The organism is Luteibacter sp. 9133, from assembly GCF_000800155.1.
GTDB lineage: Bacteria > Pseudomonadota > Gammaproteobacteria > Xanthomonadales > Rhodanobacteraceae > Luteibacter > Luteibacter mycovicinus.
Genome location: NZ_JUHO01000001.1, coordinates 2,851,863 through 2,869,801 on the forward strand (window position 1 = coordinate 2,851,863; position 17,939 = coordinate 2,869,801).

Consider the following 17,939-nt stretch of genomic DNA (forward strand, 5'->3'; position numbering starts at 1 on the left):
CCCTTGGTCACCTCGATGTCACTATCCGATATCCCCGTTCTGGAAACGCCGCGCCTGCGGCTCACCGCTCTTACCGAACATCACTTCGACGACTACGCGAGGATGCTCGCGGACGCGGAGAGCACGCGCTGGATCGGTGACGGCCAGCCGCTCGACCGCATGAATGCCTGGCGATCCATGGCCATGCTGCTTGGCCACTGGGCGTTACGTGGCTGCGGCATGTGGGCCATGGAACTGAAGGACACCGGTGAATTCATCGGCCGTGCCGGCCTCATGAAACCCGAGGGCTGGCCCGACCTCGAACTGGGCTGGATGCTGAAGCCCGAACACCGCCACCACGGTTATGCCACCGAAGCCGGTGAGGCCATCCTCGCCTTCGCCTGGAAAGAGATGCACGCGCAGCGTGTGATCAGTCTCGTGCGCATCGGCAACGAAGCCTCCGACCACGTTGCCGAGCGCCTGGGCGGCGAGCACATCGACAACATCGACTTCCTTGGCGGCGCGACGCATCTGTTCGCCTATTACCCGCCGCACCGCGAAGTCCGCCGGGCGGGCTGACTCACAGGGCTTACATCGCCGGCGCGAAATCCGAGCGGCGCCGGCGCTGCTGTGTCGCGCCGCTGAGACCGGCGAGCGCCAGCAGCCGTGCGGTGCGCATCCATGCCACGATCGCCACGCCAAGCTGCACGATCAGAAACGCGGCGAACCATTCGCCGCCGACCGCGACCGAATGACCGCGCCAGGATGCGATCAACACGGTCAGACCCAGGCCGACCGCCGTAATGACGACATAGGCGAACAGGCTGGCGACGGGTCGACGCACCACCTGCACCACGCCGCGTCCGAACGCACGCCATGCCGAGCGCAAGGTGATGTCCGCGATGAACTGTGCACGCGCCGACTCCACGATCGCCTGGGCGACGACGAAGCACAGTGCGATCACCACGAGCGACCCATGCTGGTACATGTCGGCGGTCGACGGCAGCAAGGCGGCGTCGACCTTATCGTCGACGAGGGACGAAACACCTTTCGCGGCAAGGACGACGAGGCCGTAGGGAATCAGCGAGAGCGGGAGCAGGCGCAGCATGCGTCCGTACTCGGTCGCGCCGCCTTGCAACAGCCCGCCAAAGCTCAGGGCGCGATTCGCCCGGCCGCCGGCAACGGCCATGCCGGAAAGAAACGGCGAGATGGCAAGCGTCAGCACCGCCCCCGCGACGAAGGCCGAACCGATCCACGGGCTGGCTTGCAACGCGGACGACACATCGCCCAGGAAAAGACCGTTGAAGTGACGCGCCCATTCCTCCGCGTGCACGGAGTGACCCAAAAGGCCGTCGAGCACGCGCCAGAGCGGCAACGCCACGACGAGGGTCGGCAGCAGCGTGATGAACACCCACAGCAGCATCAGCCGCCATTGCAGGCCTCCGAGCATGCCGAGACCCAGAGCCGAAGCGGCCGAACGTTTGGTGCGCGCGTTCATAGCGTCCCCAGGAAAGCGTAGATACCCTGGATCAGCGCAGCGAAGTCGGCGCCCCAGCGATTGGAAGCGGCGTGATTCGACTCGACGGTGCGACTGTCGTTGAGCTTGTTCGCATCCAGATAAATCTTCTGCGCCGGATCGAGTTCGGCGGAAACGCCCTTCGCAGGCTTCGTGAACGCGAAGCGCGCCCAGCGTCGCTGGTCGTCCCAGCGCACGGTTTCCGTTGAGCCGTCGGCGAAGCTCACCTTCAGCGTCTGCGGCACCGACGAACCATCACGCCAGATCGTGACCACGGTCTTCCACGGAAACGGCCCCGTACCTTTCTTCGCATCCGGATGCGCCTTGTTCCAGGCCTCACGTTGCTTGTCGATCGCCGCCTCGTTCTCGTCGCTGCTCGTCTCGACCCGCCTGCCGTCCTTCATGACGCTACCGGCCAGCGGCAGCACTTCGTCACTGGTTATGTCGCTGACACGGTCATCGATACGATCGGTGCCGAAGACGTATTGGTTGAACACCTGCGCGACGACGTCAGGCTTGCCGGACGATTCGGAAAGCGAGGCCTGAAGGTCGGCAATGGACGGATGACGGAAGTGCCACCGGGCGTAGTAGTCCTTGAAGGCCTTTTCCATCACTTCCTTGCCGAGACGCTCCTCCAGATCGTGCATCGCCGTCGCGGTACGCGTATAGACCGTCACGTAATCGCCGCTCGACAGGCGATCCCATGCGTTTTGTCCGAGCGGGTCGGATGGACGGGAAAGCGTGGCGAACATGCGTTCGAGCATGAAGACAGGCATCGCCGGTTGCACGCCAAAGAACTGCCAGAGCGGCTGCGTGAGATACAACGGCTGGCCGCGCTCGCGCAGCATGCGTTCGTCCCAGTACTCGTTGAGGCCCTCGTCCAGCATGGGCTCTTCAAACTCGTTCGAGGCCAGCAGTCCGTAGAAATAACCATGGCCGAATTCGTGGATCGTGACGAAGTCGAGCATGTACTCGTCCATCGTCTTCGGCTTGACGCTGTCGTATGCCTCGGCCGTGAAGAACGTCGGGTACTCCATCCCGCCGGCTTCGGACGCGTTGAACGGCGGCACGACCGCGGTCACCGTCTTATACGGGTACGGACCCAGCGTGTCGGAAAAGTAGCGCAGCGAATCGAGCGTCGCCTTGAGCACGGGCTTCGCGCTGGCCGCGTATTCGGGCGGATAGATCACCCGCACCCTGACCTTCGGGCTGCCGGGCCCGTTCCAGTCACTGTCCAGTGTCTTGTAGCCGGGGGCGGCCATCCACGCAAAATCGTGTACGTCACCCTGGATGAAATGCCAGGTCAGCTCATTTCCTTCCGGAACCGGCTCACCCTGCTGCTCGCCGACCGCGCCGACGACGTAGCCTTTCGGCACGGTCATGCGCACGTCGTACTCGGCGAAGTCGGCATAGAACTCGCTGCTGAAGTGGAACTCGTGCACGTTCCACCGCGGCTCGGTCGCACCGCGCTCACCCGGAAGCTCGAGCACGCCGATCTTCGGGAACCACTGGGCGACCAGATGGAACTGGCCCACGTAGCCCGTGCGCTCGATCACGCGCGGTAGCTGGCTGTGAAAATTCATATCCAGGGTCACGTTGCCGCCGGCCGGCACGGGCTGCGCCAGATCCACGCGAATCACGGTGTGATCCGTCGCAGGGCCGCCGTCGGGATGGACGTAACTCCACTTCAGGGCGGCGCCGTCCTGCTCGACGTTACCAAGGTCGATGTAGCCCCATTCGCCCTTCTTCACCTCGGCGGTGCCGCGTGCGCCACCGGCGGCGGCGAGCAGCGCGCGCTCGGTGAAAAAGGTGCTGCCCTCGCCTTCGAACGCGTTGAGGTACATGTGCAGGAAGACCGCCGACACGGGACGGTCGCTGCGGTTATGCCAGGTCAGCTGCTGCTGGCCGTCCACGGTGTGCTTGTCGGGATCGAGGCGCGCCTGGATGCGATACGACACCACGCGATCCGAGAGGGTCGCTTCCTGACCGTTACGCGGGCCGCCCCAGGCGTCCGGCGCACTGGGTGTGCGTACCGAGCCGGCATGCGGCGAGGCGAAGGGGATTTCGACAGGGACCACAGGCGGTGCCACGGTGCTGGCCCCTGCCGGTGCGGGAAGAGCGGGCGCGACCGCTTGCCCCCACACACTACCGACGCAAAGCAGCAACCCCGCGGCGACGAAACGAACCATCCTGCCTGCCTCTCGGCGCATCGAACCCCCTCCCCCTGTCATCCGGCGATGATTGCTGGCTCAGACTTCACGCCGATATAGGCCAGAGGTCACGTCCCGCCTGCCATGACTTATCCCACGAAGGATCGCTGGCGCATCCATTTCGTGACAATCCACTTCTCACCCTGGGTGACGGGCGCCCCGCCATGCAGAGAAAGCACGTCCAGCGAGCCGTCGGCGTCGGTGTATTCGAAGTACAGCGCCTGCCCCTTGCGCGGCACGTAGCTGAAATCGATGCGGGGAAAGATGGTTTCGCCGCCGGCCTCGACATCGGCCAGGTACATGATCAGCGTGGAGACACGCTGACCGCCCTGGGCCAGATGGGGCTCGCTGCCTTTCTGGTCGGGCGGGAAGTAATCGAAGTGCGGTACGTACTCGCCGCCGACGCCATAGCGCATCACCTGCAGGCCTTCGCCGTGCTCATGGGGTAACCGCATGATCTCGGCGGCCCGCCGGTCGATGCGTAGTACGAGCGGGTTCTCGCCCCGCTGGAAAAACGCGCCTTCGCTCGTACGGATACCCATGACGGTATTGGCGCCCGACTCGGGCGACACCACGGCCGAGCGTGCCAGTCGCGATCTGGCCTGCTCGATCATACCCTCGCACTCGGCGTCGTCGAGGACACCATCGAGAACGGCGATCGTCGGCCTGGCGATACGCAGAAGAACGCGGACGTCACGGTCGGAGGTCCGCAGTACATGCCCCTCCGCCAGGCGGGAGCCCGGGGTATGCCAGGCTGGCGCGGCGCGGGTCGCGGGCCCGCCGAACAGCGCATCGGCGATGGCCGTACGCGCGGCGGCCTCGTCGAAATCGTTTTCCCGCATCGTGGTGAGCAGCTTGGCCGGCGCCGACCCTGCCGCCAGCGCCTCACCGATCCACGTGTGCCATTCGGGGGTGATCCTGGTATGCCGTCGCGTATCCATATGCGCTAGCCTCGCTCCGGGGCATTGAACCGTACTAATTGACATCCTACACCGACACGGTGAGTCACTGAAACGCCCGGGGAGGCCGCATGACGCAGCACGCACATGGCAGTTTCGAAGTAAAGATCGCTCCCGACGGGGCCGTTGACGCGGATGATGGTTCGGCACTCGGCCGGATGAGTCTGGAGAAGACGTTTTACGGAGGGATGGAGGGTACCTCCAAAGGAACCATGCTCACCGCCGGAAGTACGAGCGTGCAGGGTTCGGCTGCCTACGCGGCCGTGGAGCGATTCACGGGCTCGGTCAACGGGCGAGCCGGCAGCTTTGCGCTCGTCCACCGGGGAGTGATGTCCGCGGCCGGACAGGAACTGCTCATCACGATCGTCCCGGATACCGGCAGCCGCGAACTAACGGGCATCACCGGAACCTTTTCGATCACGATCGATAACGCGGGTGGGCACGCCTACGACCTGGCGTATACGCTGCCTTAGGTGGCCAACAACCACGCCAGCTTCTTCGCCTTAGGCAGCCGCTTCACCGCCCACTCGGCCCGCGACGCCTCCGACCGGTCCGCGAATGGCCGTGAGCCCAGCAACCGTACCGGCGGATTGGCCCGCGTATAGCGCGCCCCCTTCCCCGCCACATGAGCCGCATAGCGTGCGTCGAGGTCGTTGGTGATCCCCGCGTACCAGGCGCCGTTCCGACATTCGATGAGATAGACGCACCACATGGACGTAGCGTAACCCGCCGCCCCGTGACGGGCGACACGCAGGATCAGCCCGCCTTTGCTAGCGCCGTCAGTTTTTCGAGTGCCTTACCCACGGCGGCGAACGCGAACGCGCCGGTGACGTGCGTGGCCGCACCAAGCCCACCGCCGCAGTCGAGCTTGAGCGCATCGCTACCGGGCGGGCGCACGCCACACACGCTGCCGTCCGCCTGCGGGTACTGGACGTTCTGCAACGAGTACACCGCCGAAACGCCGAAGAAGCGATCGGGGTTGCGGGGAAAACCGTGCTCCTGGCGAAGCTTTTTCCGGATCATGCTGAGCATGGCGTCGTGCTCGGTACGCGACAGGTCGCGCACGCGGACCTGAGTCGGATCGGTGCGACCGCCCGCCGCGCCTACCGTGACCAGCGGGACCTTTCGCCGACGACACCAGACGATCGTCTCCAGCTTGACCTTGAGCGCGTCGCACGCGTCGATCACCACATCGTAGTTGCGGTCGAGCAGTTCATCGAGCGTGGACGGCGTAAGGAAGCGTTCCATGGCCTCGAGCCGGATGGTCGGACTGATCGCATGAGCCCGCTCGGCGATGACGCCGACCTTGGGTTTGCCGTACTGACCGTCGAGTGCATGCAGCTGACGGTTGGTATTGGACAGGCAGACGTCGTCGCCATCGATCAGGGTCAGGCGCCCCACACCGCTGCGCGCCAGGGCTTCCGCCGCCCACGAGCCGACGCCACCGACGCCGATGACGCAGACATGCGCATGGGCGAGGCGGTCCAGGCTGCCGCGCCCGTACAGGCGCTCGATACCGGCGAAGCGTTCCGCCTGTGCGGTGCTCACATGACTCTCGGAGGAAAGGACTGTGCTCATTGTCTCATATTGAAAGAATGGGGCCGTCCGCTATGCTGACGGCCGTGCCAAGCCATGGAACACCAATGCGTGCGCTGCTCTTCGTCATCCTCGGCCTCGCGGTCGGCGCGATGGGCGCGACTTTCGCGCTGTCCGCCCTGCGTCAGGGCACGCCGTTCCATGACGGCGTGATGGCCGTGATGCAGCACCACATGGGCGCGCTGCGAGCCAACGTGCGGGCGAAACAGTGCGATGCCAAGGTCTCGGCCGAGCGGCTAACGCGCCTGCGCCTGACGGCCGGCGACATTCGTGAGGCGTTCCCGGATATGGACGCGGGGTTCGCCAGAGCCGGCGCCACGCTGGATGCCGCACTGGATGCGGCCGTCGCGGCGGCGCCCGCCAGCTGCGACGCCCTTGCCGTCGCGCTGAAACCCGTAGGCGATGCCTGCCAGTCCTGCCATCAGCAGTACCGCTGACCCATGAACGACGCCGGCCCCTCTGTCGCCTCGCCTTCGGACAAGCCCACCGGTCCGCTCGGCTTCCTGCGCATGCGCTGGTGGCTGCTGGTGCGCGCCATGGCGCGCTTTGAAACGACCATGTTCCTGCGCACGCGCTACTCGCAGCCGAAGATGGTGGCGATCGGCGTCGTCGGCAGCTTCTGCCTGGCGGTGTATTACCCGGTCTGGGCCTACCTGTTCCCGCAGCCCTACGAGAACCTGCCCATGCGGCTGGTCTGTAGCGCGACCTTCATCCCGCTCGCCCTGCTGCCCTGGTGGCCGCGCCGCCTGCGGACGCATCTGCCGACATACTGGTATTTCGCGATGACGGTCGCGATGCCGTTTTTCGTCGGCTACATGACCTTACGCAACGCCACGCCCGCGTGGCTGATGACCCATCTTGCCTGCGTCATGCTGCTGATGATGCTGTTCGACCTGGTCAGCTTCCTGCTGGTGTTCTCGCTGGGCAGCCTGCTCGCGGGTCTGGTGTTCGTGCTGTCCCCGGAAGCCCACCTGCATACCCGGACGATGCTGGAGTACATCCCCTTGTTGATGTTCGGCATGGTCGGTGGCGCCACCTGCACGGTGTCGTCGAACATGGCCGAGCAATCGCGGATCGACGCCCTGACCGCGGCATCCAACAACATCGCCCACGAACTGCGCACGCCACTGGGGTCGCTGCGCATCGCCGCGCGCGCCGTCGCCCGCTTCATGCCCGATCTGATCCGCAGTCACCGGCTCGCCGAAAGCGAGGGCCTGGCCGTCCCCGAAATGCGCGCGCAGAACCTGCATGCCCTGGAGCGCAGCATCGGTGTGATGGAGCGCGAGGTCACCTACGCCAACACGATCATCGACATGCTGCTGCTCTCGGCGCGTCCGATCGGCGAGGTGCCGCTCTCCCTGCTCCAGGCCCGCGAGTGCGTGGAGCAGGCGCTACGCCGCTTTCCCTATGGCTCGCGCGCCGAACGAGACCGCATCACCCTGTCACCGACCGGCGACTTTTCGCTCATGGGCGAGGAAAGCCTGGTGGTCCACGTGCTGTTCAATCTTCTGCGCAATGCACTTTTTCATACAGATCGCGCGGGCAAGGGCGAGATCCGGGTCTTCATCGAGCCCGCCGACGGTGGCAACCGGATCCGGGTCCACGACACCGGTCCGGGCATTCCCGCGGATGTCCTGCCCCGCATTTTCAACCGGTTTTATTCCTATTCCAGCGACAGCGCCGGCACCGGCACCATCACCGGACTGGGAATAGGACTCGCTTTTTGCCGCGCGGCGATGGAGCATATGGGCGGTGGCATCGCATGCCGTACCGACCTGGGTGAATTCACCGAATTCACTCTGACCTTCCCGCATTCGAACACCGGGGGCCGGCAGTGACGACGTTGAACGCGCAGGGCGACATCCAGCCTTTCCACTTCCCGACCACCACGGTACTGGTCGACGACCACGAGGAATACCTCGACGTCGTCCCGTTGCTGCTCGATCCCATGGTCCGGGTCCGCACCTTCAGTTCACCGCGCAGCGCGCTGGCCACGCTGGGCAACAACGGCAGCCGTCCGGTGCCGGGCGGCGGCTGGCTCTACCGCTGGAAAGACCGCCCCTCGGAGACTCAGGAGCTGGTGGCCCTCGATATCGATTCGATCCATCGGGTGGTCTACGACCCGGAGCGCTTCGCGGAGATTTCGGTGGTGGTGGTGGATCAGGCCATGCCCGAGATGGACGGCATCACGTTCTGCAAGCGCCTGCCGAATCCGCATATCGGCAAGATCCTGCTGACCGGCCGGGCCGATGACGCCACGGCGATCGATGCCTTCAATTCGGGCGTGATCGACCGCTTCATCCGCAAGAACGACCCGCTGGCCATCGAGAAACTGCAGACCGCCATCTCCGAGCTGCAGCGCCGGTACTTCGACCGCGCCAGCGCTTTCGTCGCCGAAACGCTGGCCCTGGGCAACTTCCGCTTCCTGCGCGACCCCGCCTTCCGCGAGGTCCTGCAGAGCGTCACCGCCACGTTCCAGCCCGTGGAGTGCTACGTGCACTGCAATCCGACGGGCCTGTTGCTGGTCGACGCCTGGGGGATCGGCCGGTTCCTGCTGGTCCAGACGGACGAGGACCTGCGCACCCACTATGAAATTGCGGCAGATCTGGGGGCGCCCGGCGCCGTTCTGGAGTCCCTGCGGAGTGGCGAAGCCCTGCCCTGGTTCAACTCGCGTGACGGCTTCTATCACAAAGGCGTGGAGCGGCCTGAAGAACACATGTATGCCGCCACCGCCGTTTCCGGCGAGCAGTGGTACTACTACGCCCTGATCGACGACGTTGAGCGCTTCCGGCTTCAGCACGTCAAGTCGTACCGCACCTGGCTCCGGGAGCAGGATCTGAGTCTGGCCGCCGACAGCCGACCACGATTCATCTAAACGGGTTACCTTCGCCCTTCCGGAAACGCCATCGCGCCCGGCACCCGGCGCGTGGCGTTGTATTGCCCAAAACATGCGGTGCGCTCGCGGGTCTTCCGACCCGCCGACGCTTCTCTCCAGGTATTGCGTAAGGCCGCAGGGTCGTTCGCGACCCACCCCTGGCCTTTCCCGTTTTCGCGCCCGCCCGGGCGAGGTTGGCGCGCGCGTGCCGTTCGTGGTGAACGGCAACGTGTCCATCGCCCATGCCATCGAGAGAGAGATGTCCATGGAAAACGTTTCCGTTCTGCACCGTGTCGTTACCGCCCCTGCGCTGCCTGGCTTCGTCGCGACCCGCGTCGATCGATTCCACAACGAACGCGTGGCGATCGACTGGGGTGGCCGTCACATTTTGCGCGGGCGTCGCCCCGCCGGCGGCGACCTGATGCTCCAGAGCAACGATTACCTTGCGATCGCGGGACATCCCGCCATCGTCGAAGCACAGCGTGAGGCACTGGCCGAAGGCGGCCTTGGCATGATGATGTCGGCGCTGTTTCAGCAGGACGCGGATCAGCCGCTGCATCGTGTGGAGGCCGAGCTGGCGCGCGCGGTAGGGAGTGAGGACGGCATCCTCGCGCAATCCGGTTTCGCCGCCAACGTCGGCCTCATCCAGTCCATCGCCGGCGATCGCATCCCCGTCTACGTCGACATGCTCGCGCACGCGTCGTTATGGGAAGGCATTCGCAGCGCCGGGGCCAGAGCGGTGTCCGTATTGCACAACGACGTGACGCATCTGGAGCGACAGGTGCTGCGCAACGGCCCGGGCGTGATCGTCGTGGATGCGGTCTACAGCACCAACGGCAGCCTCGCTCCCCTCGAGGCCATCGCCAACCTGTCCCGGGAGCACGGCTGCGTCCTCGTTGTCGACGAGTCGCACTCGCTGGGTACGCACGGCGTGCGCGGGGAAGGACTGGTTGCCAGCCTGGGCCTCAACGACCGCGTGCATTTCATCACGGCGAGCCTGGCCAAGGCGTATTGCTCGCGCGCGGGCTTCATCGCGTGCACCACACGTTTCAAGGATTATTTCGGTTGCGAAGCCCTGCCCGCCATCTTCAGCTCGTCCTTGCTGCCACACGAACTCGCGGGCATGTCGGCGGCCCATCGGGTCATCCAGACCGAGGGCTGGAGGCGCCAGCGCCTGCGCCAGGTGACGCGCCGGGTACGCGCGGAACTGACGGAACTGGGCTACCCGATCGCGGATGGGACCGAGCAGATCATCGCCTTCGAAGCCGGCCAGGAGATCCTCACCGGCAAGGTACGTGACGTGATGGAACAGCACGGCGTCTTCGGTTCCGTGTTCAGCGCACCTGCCACCACGGTCAACCGCTCGTTGCTGCGCCTGACACTGAACGCGGGCATGAGCGACGATGACGTGACACGACTGATCGACGTGTGCCGCGTCGCGCGTGACGCCATGGCGTTGCCGTCATGGAGCGCCACGCGTCGGGCGCGCCGCGATGGCGAGCGGGAATCGGAGGCCGCCGAAGTGGCGTGAGGGCTCCGGCTCAGTAGGACGGCAGCGGGATTCGCTCGCTTTCGTCCCCCGGTACGAGTGGGAAACGTCCTTCGGCCCACTCGACCTTTGCCGCTTCGATCAGCTCTTTCGAACTGGCGACGAAATTCCACCAGAGGTGGCGCTCCCCATCGAGTGGGGCGCCGCCGAACAACATGATCAACGACGGTTGCGTGGCCTCGAGTACCGGAGCTTCGCCTTCGTGGGCCACGGCCATGTCCAGCGCCCCCAGCGGAAGGTCGCCGAAGCGCGCGGCGCCTTCCACCACGTAGGCGCCCCACTCCGCGTGCTGCTCAGGCATCGTCACACGTGCGCCCGCTTCCAGCCGCGCCTCGACGAAAAACATGGGTGCGAACACGCGTACGGGCGACGACACACCGAAAGCCTCACCGGCGATGACGACCAGTCGCGCACCGTCGCGCTCCACCACGGGCAACGTGCTCGCCGGATGGTGGTGAAATTCGGGATCGATGCGTTCATGGGTCTTCGGCAACGCCACCCAGACCTGTATGCCGTGGAGATCCTGTCCGCTGTGACGTTCGTCCGGCGGGGTGCGTTCGGAATGCGCGATACCGCGCCCGGCCGTCATCCAGTTGACGTCACCGGGATGGATATCCACCGCGCTGCCGAGACTGTCGCGATGGCGGATCGCCCCCTGAAACAGCCAGGTCACCGTGGCGAGGCCGATGTGCGGATGCGGGCGGACATCCATGCCCTTGTCCTCACCGAAGGAGGCAGGTCCCATCTGATCGAAGAAGACGAAGGGGCCGACGTGTCGGGCCTTGAGATGCGGCAGCATGCGCCGTACGACGAATCCGTCGCCGAGGTCGCGCTGCTTGCCGTCGATGGGCGTGATGGTCATGGCGCACAGACTAGCGCGCGTGCACCCAATCCGCGATGCGTCTGGCGATTGCGCCGGGCGCTTTCATCCACGCGAAATGATCCGCGGGCGCCCCGTCGAGGTCGTCAGGCACGACGACCGAGACCTCGCGCGGCGCGTCGGGCATCTTATCCAGCAGGAATGCCAGCGAAGGCGCGGGCCCCAACCAGTCGTCCCGTAGACGCTGGGCCAGGACGGGTGCTTTCTGGTGGCGCAGTGCGGCCTCCAGGTCGACGTCCATGCCACGGGCGGCGTAACGCCCGGTGCGACCGCTGCGCGACCAGTCGGCGATCACGCCACGGGCCTCATTGCCACCGAAGCCGATCCGGCGACCGGGAAGCCGACCGGCCACAGCCGCGAGTAACGGAGCCACCACATAGGCGAGACCGACCCAGGGACTGAAGCGGCGCCAGTACGGTGCCCCACTGGCGACCAGCACCAGACCGGAAACCGGAATCGCCGTCGTCGCCGCGAGCAAGGAGGCGAGTTGTCCGCCGAGACTGTGCCCTCCGATATACAGGGGGGCGTCTGGCGCGGCCTCACGAAGGCGGTGAAGGCTGACCGGGAGGTCGTCATGCAGGAGTTCGCGATAACCCCAGTTGAGTCGACGCGATGCGCGCCGGTCGCTGGAGCCGATGCCTCGCCATTCATGGATGGCGACGGCGATACCTTGCGCGCTCAGCGCGAGAGCAAGCGATTCATAGTGACGGGCGCCGACGCCCATGGCGGGCAGCCAGAGCAGTGTGGCGGCGATCTCGCCCGCCGGCAGGTAAAGCAGCAGATCCGACGATGCCCCGTCCGCCATGCGCAGTGGCGCTGCGCTGCGCACGATCGCATCGCGCGTGGGTTCCGTCATCGATTCAGCTTCCCCGAAACGCAAAAACCCTCCCGGCACAGGGCGCCGGGAGGGCTAAAGTCATGCAAAACGGGCGGCGCGAGCCAGCCCTGGGGCATTACTTCGGAACGACGTTGTCAGCCTGCGGACCTTTCTGGCCCTGGGTCACGGTGTATTCCACCTTCTGACCCTCGGCAAGCGACTTGAAGCCGTTGCCCTGGATGGAACGGAAATGCACGAACACGTCCGGACCACCCTCATCCTGAGTGATGAAGCCAAAGCCCTTGGCGTCGTTGAACCACTTCACAGTACCAGTTGCCATCACACACACCTCTATCCAACACACTAAAAACCCGGCTCGACGAGCCGGCGACTTACTGAGCTTGCAGGACCGGGTGAGGCGATGGAGCGTTAACTTCGCGCTTACATCGGGTCACTCGCGTGACCGCGCAGACACAGTAGGGTCGATCATAACCGTATTTTCCGGAAGTTCTGTAGGGGATCCCCTACATCAGCCGTTTTTTTGACACGGATCACGCGATTCGGACAGAAAAATCGGAAATGACGAGCAAAAAAAAAGGCCGGGCGTCGCCGCCCGGCCTTTTCGAAGCTCGGTCAGTCCGAAGGCTTAGGCCTTCTGGACTTCCTCAGCCTGCAGGCCCTTCTGGCCGTTCACGACCTTGAAGGAGACCTTCTCGCCTTCGGCGAGCGACTTGAAGCCGTTGCCCTGGATGGCGCGGAAGTGCACGAACACGTCCGGGCCATTCTCGCGCGAGATGAAGCCAAAGCCCTTGGCGTCGTTGAACCACTTGACGGTGCCGATTTCACGATCCGACATAGAAACACTCCAATACGATTTTTTACGAATAAAACCAGCAACTTAAATAGTTGCCGCCTAACTGGTGTGCAAGGAAACGCGAGGAGCGAAGCGATGTTGCGGATACGTGATCAGCTGCATCGGGTCAAACTAACTCTATGACCCCGGCAAACACAGTCCGGCGACTATACAGGCCCGGAAACCAAATTGCGATGGCGCGATACGCCGCCTCGCCCCGTCGCCACTGACGCCGCGTTCACTCAGTCCGCGCACATGCTTGCGCCCCGTCGCAACGTTCATGCGAATTGACCTACCATCCGATCCACGCTCAGCCCAAGGGGGACCGCCTCATGAACCGCTCCAGCTTCCGACTCGTTCCGCTTCTCATGGGCGCCCTCGCCCTCGCCGCGTGCGCGGACCACAACACCAAGCCGCAGCCCAGCACCACCCGGACGACGAGTTCTTCCACGGCGACGGGCAAGAGCGTCGTCAAGCAGCGCACCGCGACCACGACCGTGACCAATGTTCCCGCGAGCAAGGCGGGCAGCCGCGCCGCCGCTGCCGCGGGCCCGCTGCCGGACAGCACCGGCATCGCGGCATGCGATGAATACCTGGCGAGCTACAAGAGCTGCCACCTCGCGGCGGGTATCTTCGCCCGCGACCAGATCGACAGCCGCTACGACATGATGCGCACCAGTCTGCTCCGCCAGTCGCAGGATCCGGATATGCGTGGCCAGCTCGGCGCCCGTTGCGCGTCGCTTGCGGGTCAGCTGAAGGATGCGTTGCACGGAAAGTCGTGTGCCGATACCCCGGCACCGGCATCCACGCGCTGATCAATCCGCGAGCGCTTCGCGCAGCAGACCGGCCAGCCCTCGCGGCTGGCCTTTTTCTATGACGATACGCGGCGTGCCATGCCACGCCGCGCACTCATGCAGGGCCTCCGCCAGGTCCCCGACCAGCGCCGGAGACAGGACGACACCCTCCTCCAGCCAGACGCCGAGTACCTGGAAAAACCCTTCCTGACGATGAGCCTTGGCGTCGAGCCGGCCGACCAGGCGACCGCGATGCAGGATCGGCAGCGCGTAGTAGCCGTACTTTCGTCGGGGCGCGGGCGTGTAGCACTCGATGGTGTATTCGAAACCGAACAGTTCCAGCGCGCGTGCCCGATCCCAGACGACGGGATCGAAAGGCGACAGGAGAACGGTACGCGTGGCCCTCAAACCGTTGCGTGCGGCGTCGGCGAGCGATCCCGCGTGCTCGCGGTGGACGTATGCCCTGTCGCTCCACCCGGTGACGGCAACCTCGATGAGCACTCCCTCCGCCACCAGCGACGCCAGCTCCTCGTCGGTCACGCGCGGACGCAGGCGGTAGTAGTCGGCGATCCAGCGCGCGCGGGCGATGCCCAGCGCCGCCACGCTGCGCAGGATGAAATGACGGCGCACCGCCGATTCGTCGAGGGAGTCCGCTGGCGGCGGCTCCGACCAGCGTGCCGTGACCCGCTCGGCGAGATCGTAGACGCGCTGGAAACGATCGCGCCGGGCGATCATCAGGTCGCCGAGGGCAAACCACGCCTCCAGCCAGCGCTTTTCGGGTTTCCAGCCCCACCAGCCCTTCGTTCCGGTCGCTTCACGCTCGAAGTCCGCCGCGCGCAAGGGGCCTTCCTTACGGATGCGGTCGATCAGAGCATCCATGTCGCCACGGGCCTCGGCGTGTACGCGCAGCGCGTTTTTATGCGCCCAGTGCCCCGCCCGCCCACTGCGATAGTCGCGGTGGAAGCGATAGTCCTGCGCTGGCACGAAACAGGCCTCGTGCGCCCAGCATTCGGCGAGCAGGCCGTCGGCAAGCGATTCGTCGAGCCACTCGGTGCGATAGGCACCCAGTCGCGAGAAAAGCACCATGTAAGGGCTTCGCGCGACGACGCTGATCGTATCGATCTGCAGCATGCCCATACGTGAGATCGCGGTCAGGACGTCCGCCTTGCGCGCTCGCCGCGTCACACGTTTAGCGAGGCCCTGCGCGGCCAGATGCAGCAGCTGCGCCGAGCGATGGGACAGCTCCATCACGGCGTCCGTGGAGGACCTGTCGGATACGCGTGACGGCACGGTAAAGGCCTTTCCGCAGTTGGGCCGCCATTAAATCGTGCCTTGCTAGCGTCGGCAACGATGTCGCAAGCCGAGGGCTTGCGACCCCTGCCACCCCCGACCACGGAGGCTTACATGAAGAAGCACATTCGCGCTGCCGCGCTTGGCGCATCCCTGCTGCTGGCTGGCGCCGCATTCGCCCAGGACGTTCCACCGCCCGCTCGCGTCCCGCCTCCGCCGCCGGGTGAGGCCACGCCTCCGCCGCCTCCGCCGCCGTCGGACACGGCACCGGGTTCGATGCAGCAGGCGCCGGATCCGGCCATGCCGCCGCCGGCCGCCGATGCACCGCCTCCGCCCCCGCCGCCGGGTGGCGCACCGGGGATGCCGGGCGCATCGACGCCAGCCCCGGGTGGTCACGTCACGGTCAACAGCGGCCCGGCCCCGGCCAAGCCGTCCGGTCCCGCACCGGATTTCACGACGCTCTCGGGCGGTAAGAAGTCGATCACGCCGGAACAGGCCTCGGCGTTTCCGCTGCTGGCGAACGACTTCCAGTACGCCGACTCGAACCGCGATGGCCATATTTCGAAGGCCGAGTACCAGAAGTGGGTGACCAAGTCCGGCGCCAGCGGTCAGTAAGGCGTTCGCTCCGATGTCTCTCGACGGCCCGCATTCGCGGGCCGTCTTTTTTTAGCGCGACCTTACCCGGATCCCGGCGTCATGCGCGAACCGCCCCACTCCCCGGGGAGGACGACGAGATCGTGCATACGTTCGCAAGTTTCCATGCAGGGTCTTCACATTTGTCACGGATACACTTCGCGCCTGCCGGACAGTCGCCGGCTCAGGGAGTGTCCGTGCCATGAAACGAATCCACGCCGCCGGCGCCTTCGGCGTCTACGCCTGTCTGCATGCGGGCCTCGCGCTCGCGCAGAATCCGAGCCCGATCGACATCCGTGCCTGCTCGGCGATCGAAACCGACTCGCAGCGACTGCTTTGCTATGACAAGGCCGTCGGTCGCCCGAACATGATGACGGCGGCGAAGAAAGAAGACCCGAAGGGCAATTCGCTCAGCGTCGATCTGGCGACCCGCAACTCGGCCGACGTGGGGCGTCCGCTGTCGCTGCTCGACAGCCGCTGGGAGCTCTCGCCCGAGAGCAAACTCGGTACGTTCAATCTGCGCGGTTACAAGCCGACCTACGTATTGCCGTTCTTCGGCACCAACAAACAGAACACGACGCCGCACACGCCCGCGCCGGACCACACCGTCACGACGCCGCAGGATCTCGACAACGTCGAGGCGAAGTTCCAGATCAGCCTGAAGACGAAGGTCGCCGAGAACCTCTTCGGCGACAACGGCGACGTGTGGGTCGGCTATACGCAGTCGTCCCGCTGGCAGGTGTACAACAAGGACAACTCGCGTCCGTTCCGCGAGACCAACTACGAGCCGGAAGCGTTGCTGGTGTTCAACACCAACTACAACATCTTCGGCTGGAACGGCCGTCTGGCCAGCATCGGCATCAACCATCAGTCCAATGGACGCGCCGATCCCCTGTCGCGCAGCTGGAACCGCGTGGTCGCGGATATCGGCCTGGAACGCGAAGGCTGGACCATCATGCTGCGTCCGTGGTGGCGTATCCCGGAAGCGCGGAAGGACGACGACAATCCGGACATCAAGGACTATATGGGCCGTGGCGAAATCACGGTCGTGCACGAAGTGGGGCGCCAGGAGTTCTCACTGACGGGGCGTCATTCGTTCCGTACGGGTGACCGCTCGCATGGCTCGCTGCGTGGCACCTGGAGCTTCCCGGTGGTCAACAACCTGCGTGGCTACGTGGAAGCGTTCAACGGTTATGGCGAGAGCATGATCGACTACAACCACCGTGCAACGTATCTGGGCATCGGTGTGTCGTTGCTGGATTGGTATTGATCTCTTAGGAACCTGCGCAGCACCATCACCGCTGCGTTGGCTTTTCGCGCGCGGGGCGCGCTCCTACCACAGCGGCGTCGTAGGAGCGCGCCCTGCGCGCGAATAAGGTCACGTCGGCGAAGCCGAACGCTTAATGATGATGACCGCCGGCGCCGTGCACGTGGCCGTGCGCCAGCTCTTCTTCGGTGGCGTCACGCACGTCGGTAATCTCGACGGCGAAGTGCAGGGTCTGACCGGCCAGCGGGTGGTTGCCGTCGACGGTGACGTTGTCGCCTTCGATCTTGCTGACGGTGACGTTGATGCTGCCCTGGTCGTTACGACCTTGGAACTGCATGCCCGGCTGGAGGTCTTCCACGCCCTGGAACGCGGCGCGCGGCACCACCTGGATCAGTTCTTCGTGACGCGGGCCGTAGCCCTCTTCGGCGGCGACGTCGACCTTGAACTGGTCACCCACCGAGCGGCCTTCGAGCGCCTTCTCCAGACCCGGGACGATGTGGCCTTCGCCATGGATGTAAGCCAGCGGCTCGCGACCGTCCGAGCTGTCGATGACGTTGCCCTGGTCGTCGGTCAGCGTGTAATGGAAGGAAACGGCGTGGCGGTTGGCGATCTGCATGAAATTCTCTCGCTGGGAGGGGGAATGGAAAGACATGAAGGCGCCTTCCCGGACCCACAAGGCTAGGCGACACGCCGCCGCGGTGCAAATCGGCGGAACCGGGCA

At 65.2% G+C, this 17,939-nt stretch carries 20 protein-coding genes; 9 read left to right on the forward strand and 11 right to left on the reverse strand.

What is annotated here, in order from left to right; all coding sequences use genetic code 11:
* The first annotated feature begins 15 nt into the window (after positions 1–15).
* Positions 16–558, forward strand: coding sequence for a GNAT family N-acetyltransferase (locus tag FA87_RS12380; RefSeq protein ID WP_036111861.1), 543 nt, complete (start codon positions 16–18; stop codon positions 556–558).
* A 10-nt stretch (positions 559–568) separates the two neighbouring features.
* On the opposite strand, the gene FA87_RS12385 is transcribed toward FA87_RS12380, so the two are convergent.
* From FA87_RS12385 to FA87_RS12395, 3 genes are all read right to left on the reverse strand, one after another.
* Positions 569–1,477: a hypothetical protein gene (locus FA87_RS12385; protein ID WP_043694880.1), complete on the reverse strand. Its 909-nt coding sequence runs from the start codon at positions 1,475–1,477 to the stop codon at positions 569–571.
* Positions 1,474–3,684, reverse strand: a complete 2,211-nt coding sequence (locus FA87_RS12390) for a M1 family metallopeptidase (RefSeq protein WP_052191340.1) — start codon at positions 3,682–3,684, stop codon at positions 1,474–1,476. The genes FA87_RS12385 and FA87_RS12390 overlap by 4 nt, the downstream gene beginning before the upstream one ends.
* A 110-nt stretch (positions 3,685–3,794) precedes the next feature.
* Complete coding sequence (locus tag FA87_RS12395; protein ID WP_043694883.1) at positions 3,795–4,646, reverse strand: 2OG-Fe(II) oxygenase; 852 nt, start codon at positions 4,644–4,646, stop codon at positions 3,795–3,797.
* 89 nt (positions 4,647–4,735) lie between these two features.
* On the opposite strand from FA87_RS12395, the gene FA87_RS12400 reads away from it, so the two are divergent.
* Positions 4,736–5,137 carry a DUF3224 domain-containing protein gene (locus FA87_RS12400; protein ID WP_043694886.1) on the forward strand — a complete coding sequence of 134 codons (402 nt, stop codon included), beginning with the start codon at positions 4,736–4,738 and terminating at the stop codon, positions 5,135–5,137.
* Here the strand turns inward: FA87_RS12400 and FA87_RS12405 are convergent.
* Together FA87_RS12405 and FA87_RS12410 are read right to left on the reverse strand one after the other, a co-directional pair.
* Positions 5,134–5,376, reverse strand: a complete 243-nt coding sequence (locus FA87_RS12405) for a GIY-YIG nuclease family protein (protein WP_036111852.1) — start codon at positions 5,374–5,376, stop codon at positions 5,134–5,136. The genes FA87_RS12400 and FA87_RS12405 overlap by 4 nt on opposite strands.
* A 44-nt stretch (positions 5,377–5,420) precedes the next feature.
* Positions 5,421–6,242 carry a tRNA threonylcarbamoyladenosine dehydratase gene (locus FA87_RS12410; protein ID WP_052191341.1) on the reverse strand — a complete coding sequence of 274 codons (822 nt, stop codon included), beginning with the start codon at positions 6,240–6,242 and terminating at the stop codon, positions 5,421–5,423.
* 65 nt (positions 6,243–6,307) lie between these two features.
* Here FA87_RS12410 and FA87_RS12415 point away from each other — a divergent pair, with 65 nt between their 5' ends.
* The 4 genes from FA87_RS12415 (at position 6,308) to cqsA (ending at position 10,666) form a co-directional block, all read left to right on the forward strand.
* A complete protein-coding gene (locus tag FA87_RS12415) occupies positions 6,308–6,697 on the forward strand; it encodes a cytochrome c (protein WP_036111846.1) in 390 nt (129 codons plus the stop codon).
* A gap of 3 nt (positions 6,698–6,700) precedes the next feature.
* Entirely contained in the window at positions 6,701–8,098 is a 1,398-nt protein-coding gene (locus FA87_RS12420) for a HAMP domain-containing sensor histidine kinase (RefSeq protein WP_051943433.1), read from the forward strand.
* A complete protein-coding gene (locus FA87_RS12425; protein ID WP_051943431.1) occupies positions 8,095–9,135 on the forward strand; it encodes a response regulator in 1,041 nt (346 codons plus the stop codon). Before FA87_RS12420 ends, FA87_RS12425 begins: the two co-directional genes overlap by 4 nt.
* A gap of 205 nt (positions 9,136–9,340) precedes the next feature.
* Positions 9,341–10,666: an alpha-hydroxyketone-type quorum-sensing autoinducer synthase gene (gene cqsA, locus FA87_RS12430; protein WP_197062413.1), complete on the forward strand. Its 1,326-nt coding sequence runs from the start codon at positions 9,341–9,343 to the stop codon at positions 10,664–10,666.
* Between the two features lie 10 nt (positions 10,667–10,676).
* Here cqsA and FA87_RS12435 read toward each other — a convergent pair whose 3' ends face one another.
* From FA87_RS12435 to FA87_RS12450, 4 genes are all read right to left on the reverse strand, one after another.
* A complete protein-coding gene (locus FA87_RS12435; protein ID WP_043694890.1) occupies positions 10,677–11,546 on the reverse strand; it encodes a pirin family protein in 870 nt (289 codons plus the stop codon).
* 10 nt (positions 11,547–11,556) lie between these two features.
* Positions 11,557–12,420 carry an alpha/beta fold hydrolase gene (locus FA87_RS12440; protein ID WP_043694893.1) on the reverse strand — a complete coding sequence of 288 codons (864 nt, stop codon included), beginning with the start codon at positions 12,418–12,420 and terminating at the stop codon, positions 11,557–11,559.
* A 97-nt stretch (positions 12,421–12,517) separates the two neighbouring features.
* The gene (locus tag FA87_RS12445; RefSeq protein ID WP_036111837.1) at positions 12,518–12,721 is read right to left on the reverse strand and encodes a cold-shock protein; all 204 of its coding nucleotides are present in this window, start codon (positions 12,719–12,721) and stop codon (positions 12,518–12,520) included.
* 306 nt (positions 12,722–13,027) lie between these two features.
* On the reverse strand, positions 13,028–13,237 hold the full coding sequence (locus FA87_RS12450) for a cold-shock protein (RefSeq protein ID WP_036111834.1): 210 nt from the start codon (positions 13,235–13,237) through the stop codon (positions 13,028–13,030).
* A gap of 329 nt (positions 13,238–13,566) precedes the next feature.
* On the opposite strand from FA87_RS12450, the gene FA87_RS12455 reads away from it, so the two are divergent.
* Positions 13,567–14,049 (forward strand): hypothetical protein, encoded by a 483-nt coding sequence (locus FA87_RS12455; protein WP_043694896.1) that lies wholly within the window; start codon positions 13,567–13,569, stop codon positions 14,047–14,049.
* On the opposite strand, the gene FA87_RS12460 is transcribed toward FA87_RS12455, so the two are convergent.
* Entirely contained in the window at positions 14,050–15,276 is a 1,227-nt protein-coding gene (locus tag FA87_RS12460; protein ID WP_043694899.1) for a crosslink repair DNA glycosylase YcaQ family protein, read from the reverse strand. It abuts the gene before it with no gap.
* A gap of 156 nt (positions 15,277–15,432) precedes the next feature.
* Between FA87_RS12460 and FA87_RS21010 the strand changes: the two genes are divergently transcribed.
* Together FA87_RS21010 and FA87_RS12470 are read left to right on the forward strand one after the other, a co-directional pair.
* Positions 15,433–15,933, forward strand: coding sequence for an EF-hand domain-containing protein (locus FA87_RS21010; protein ID WP_043694902.1), 501 nt, complete (start codon positions 15,433–15,435; stop codon positions 15,931–15,933).
* 220 nt (positions 15,934–16,153) lie between these two features.
* Positions 16,154–17,221 carry a phospholipase A gene (locus FA87_RS12470; RefSeq protein ID WP_036111825.1) on the forward strand — a complete coding sequence of 356 codons (1,068 nt, stop codon included), beginning with the start codon at positions 16,154–16,156 and terminating at the stop codon, positions 17,219–17,221.
* A 130-nt stretch (positions 17,222–17,351) separates the two neighbouring features.
* Here FA87_RS12470 and FA87_RS12475 read toward each other — a convergent pair whose 3' ends face one another.
* On the reverse strand, positions 17,352–17,834 hold the full coding sequence (locus tag FA87_RS12475) for a peptidylprolyl isomerase (protein WP_036111821.1): 483 nt from the start codon (positions 17,832–17,834) through the stop codon (positions 17,352–17,354).
* Positions 17,835–17,939 lie beyond the last annotated feature (105 nt).

Excerpts from the sequence above, each read along its gene's own strand:
- FA87_RS12380 (WP_036111861.1), top strand. The coding sequence starts at position 16 with ATGTCACTATCCGATATCCCCGTTCTGGAAACGCCGCGCCTGCGGCTC.
- FA87_RS12385 (WP_043694880.1), bottom strand. The coding sequence starts at position 1,477 with ATGAACGCGCGCACCAAACGTTCGGCCGCTTCGGCTCTGGGTCTCGGC.
- FA87_RS12390 (WP_052191340.1), bottom strand. The coding sequence starts at position 3,684 with ATGGTTCGTTTCGTCGCCGCGGGGTTGCTGCTTTGCGTCGGTAGTGTG.
- FA87_RS12395 (WP_043694883.1), bottom strand. The coding sequence starts at position 4,646 with ATGGATACGCGACGGCATACCAGGATCACCCCCGAATGGCACACGTGG.
- FA87_RS12400 (WP_043694886.1), top strand. The coding sequence starts at position 4,736 with ATGACGCAGCACGCACATGGCAGTTTCGAAGTAAAGATCGCTCCCGAC.
- FA87_RS12405 (WP_036111852.1), bottom strand. The coding sequence starts at position 5,376 with ATGTGGTGCGTCTATCTCATCGAATGTCGGAACGGCGCCTGGTACGCG.
- FA87_RS12410 (WP_052191341.1), bottom strand. The coding sequence starts at position 6,242 with ATGAGCACAGTCCTTTCCTCCGAGAGTCATGTGAGCACCGCACAGGCG.
- FA87_RS12415 (WP_036111846.1), top strand. The coding sequence starts at position 6,308 with ATGCGTGCGCTGCTCTTCGTCATCCTCGGCCTCGCGGTCGGCGCGATG.
- FA87_RS12420 (WP_051943433.1), top strand. The coding sequence starts at position 6,701 with ATGAACGACGCCGGCCCCTCTGTCGCCTCGCCTTCGGACAAGCCCACC.
- FA87_RS12435 (WP_043694890.1), bottom strand. The coding sequence starts at position 11,546 with ATGACCATCACGCCCATCGACGGCAAGCAGCGCGACCTCGGCGACGGA.
- FA87_RS12440 (WP_043694893.1), bottom strand. The coding sequence starts at position 12,420 with ATGACGGAACCCACGCGCGATGCGATCGTGCGCAGCGCAGCGCCACTG.
- FA87_RS12445 (WP_036111837.1), bottom strand. The coding sequence starts at position 12,721 with ATGGCAACTGGTACTGTGAAGTGGTTCAACGACGCCAAGGGCTTTGGC.
- FA87_RS12450 (WP_036111834.1), bottom strand. The coding sequence starts at position 13,237 with ATGTCGGATCGTGAAATCGGCACCGTCAAGTGGTTCAACGACGCCAAG.
- FA87_RS12455 (WP_043694896.1), top strand. The coding sequence starts at position 13,567 with ATGAACCGCTCCAGCTTCCGACTCGTTCCGCTTCTCATGGGCGCCCTC.
- FA87_RS12460 (WP_043694899.1), bottom strand. The coding sequence starts at position 15,276 with ATGGAGCTGTCCCATCGCTCGGCGCAGCTGCTGCATCTGGCCGCGCAG.
- FA87_RS21010 (WP_043694902.1), top strand. The coding sequence starts at position 15,433 with ATGAAGAAGCACATTCGCGCTGCCGCGCTTGGCGCATCCCTGCTGCTG.
- FA87_RS12470 (WP_036111825.1), top strand. The coding sequence starts at position 16,154 with ATGAAACGAATCCACGCCGCCGGCGCCTTCGGCGTCTACGCCTGTCTG.
- FA87_RS12475 (WP_036111821.1), bottom strand. The coding sequence starts at position 17,834 with ATGCAGATCGCCAACCGCCACGCCGTTTCCTTCCATTACACGCTGACC.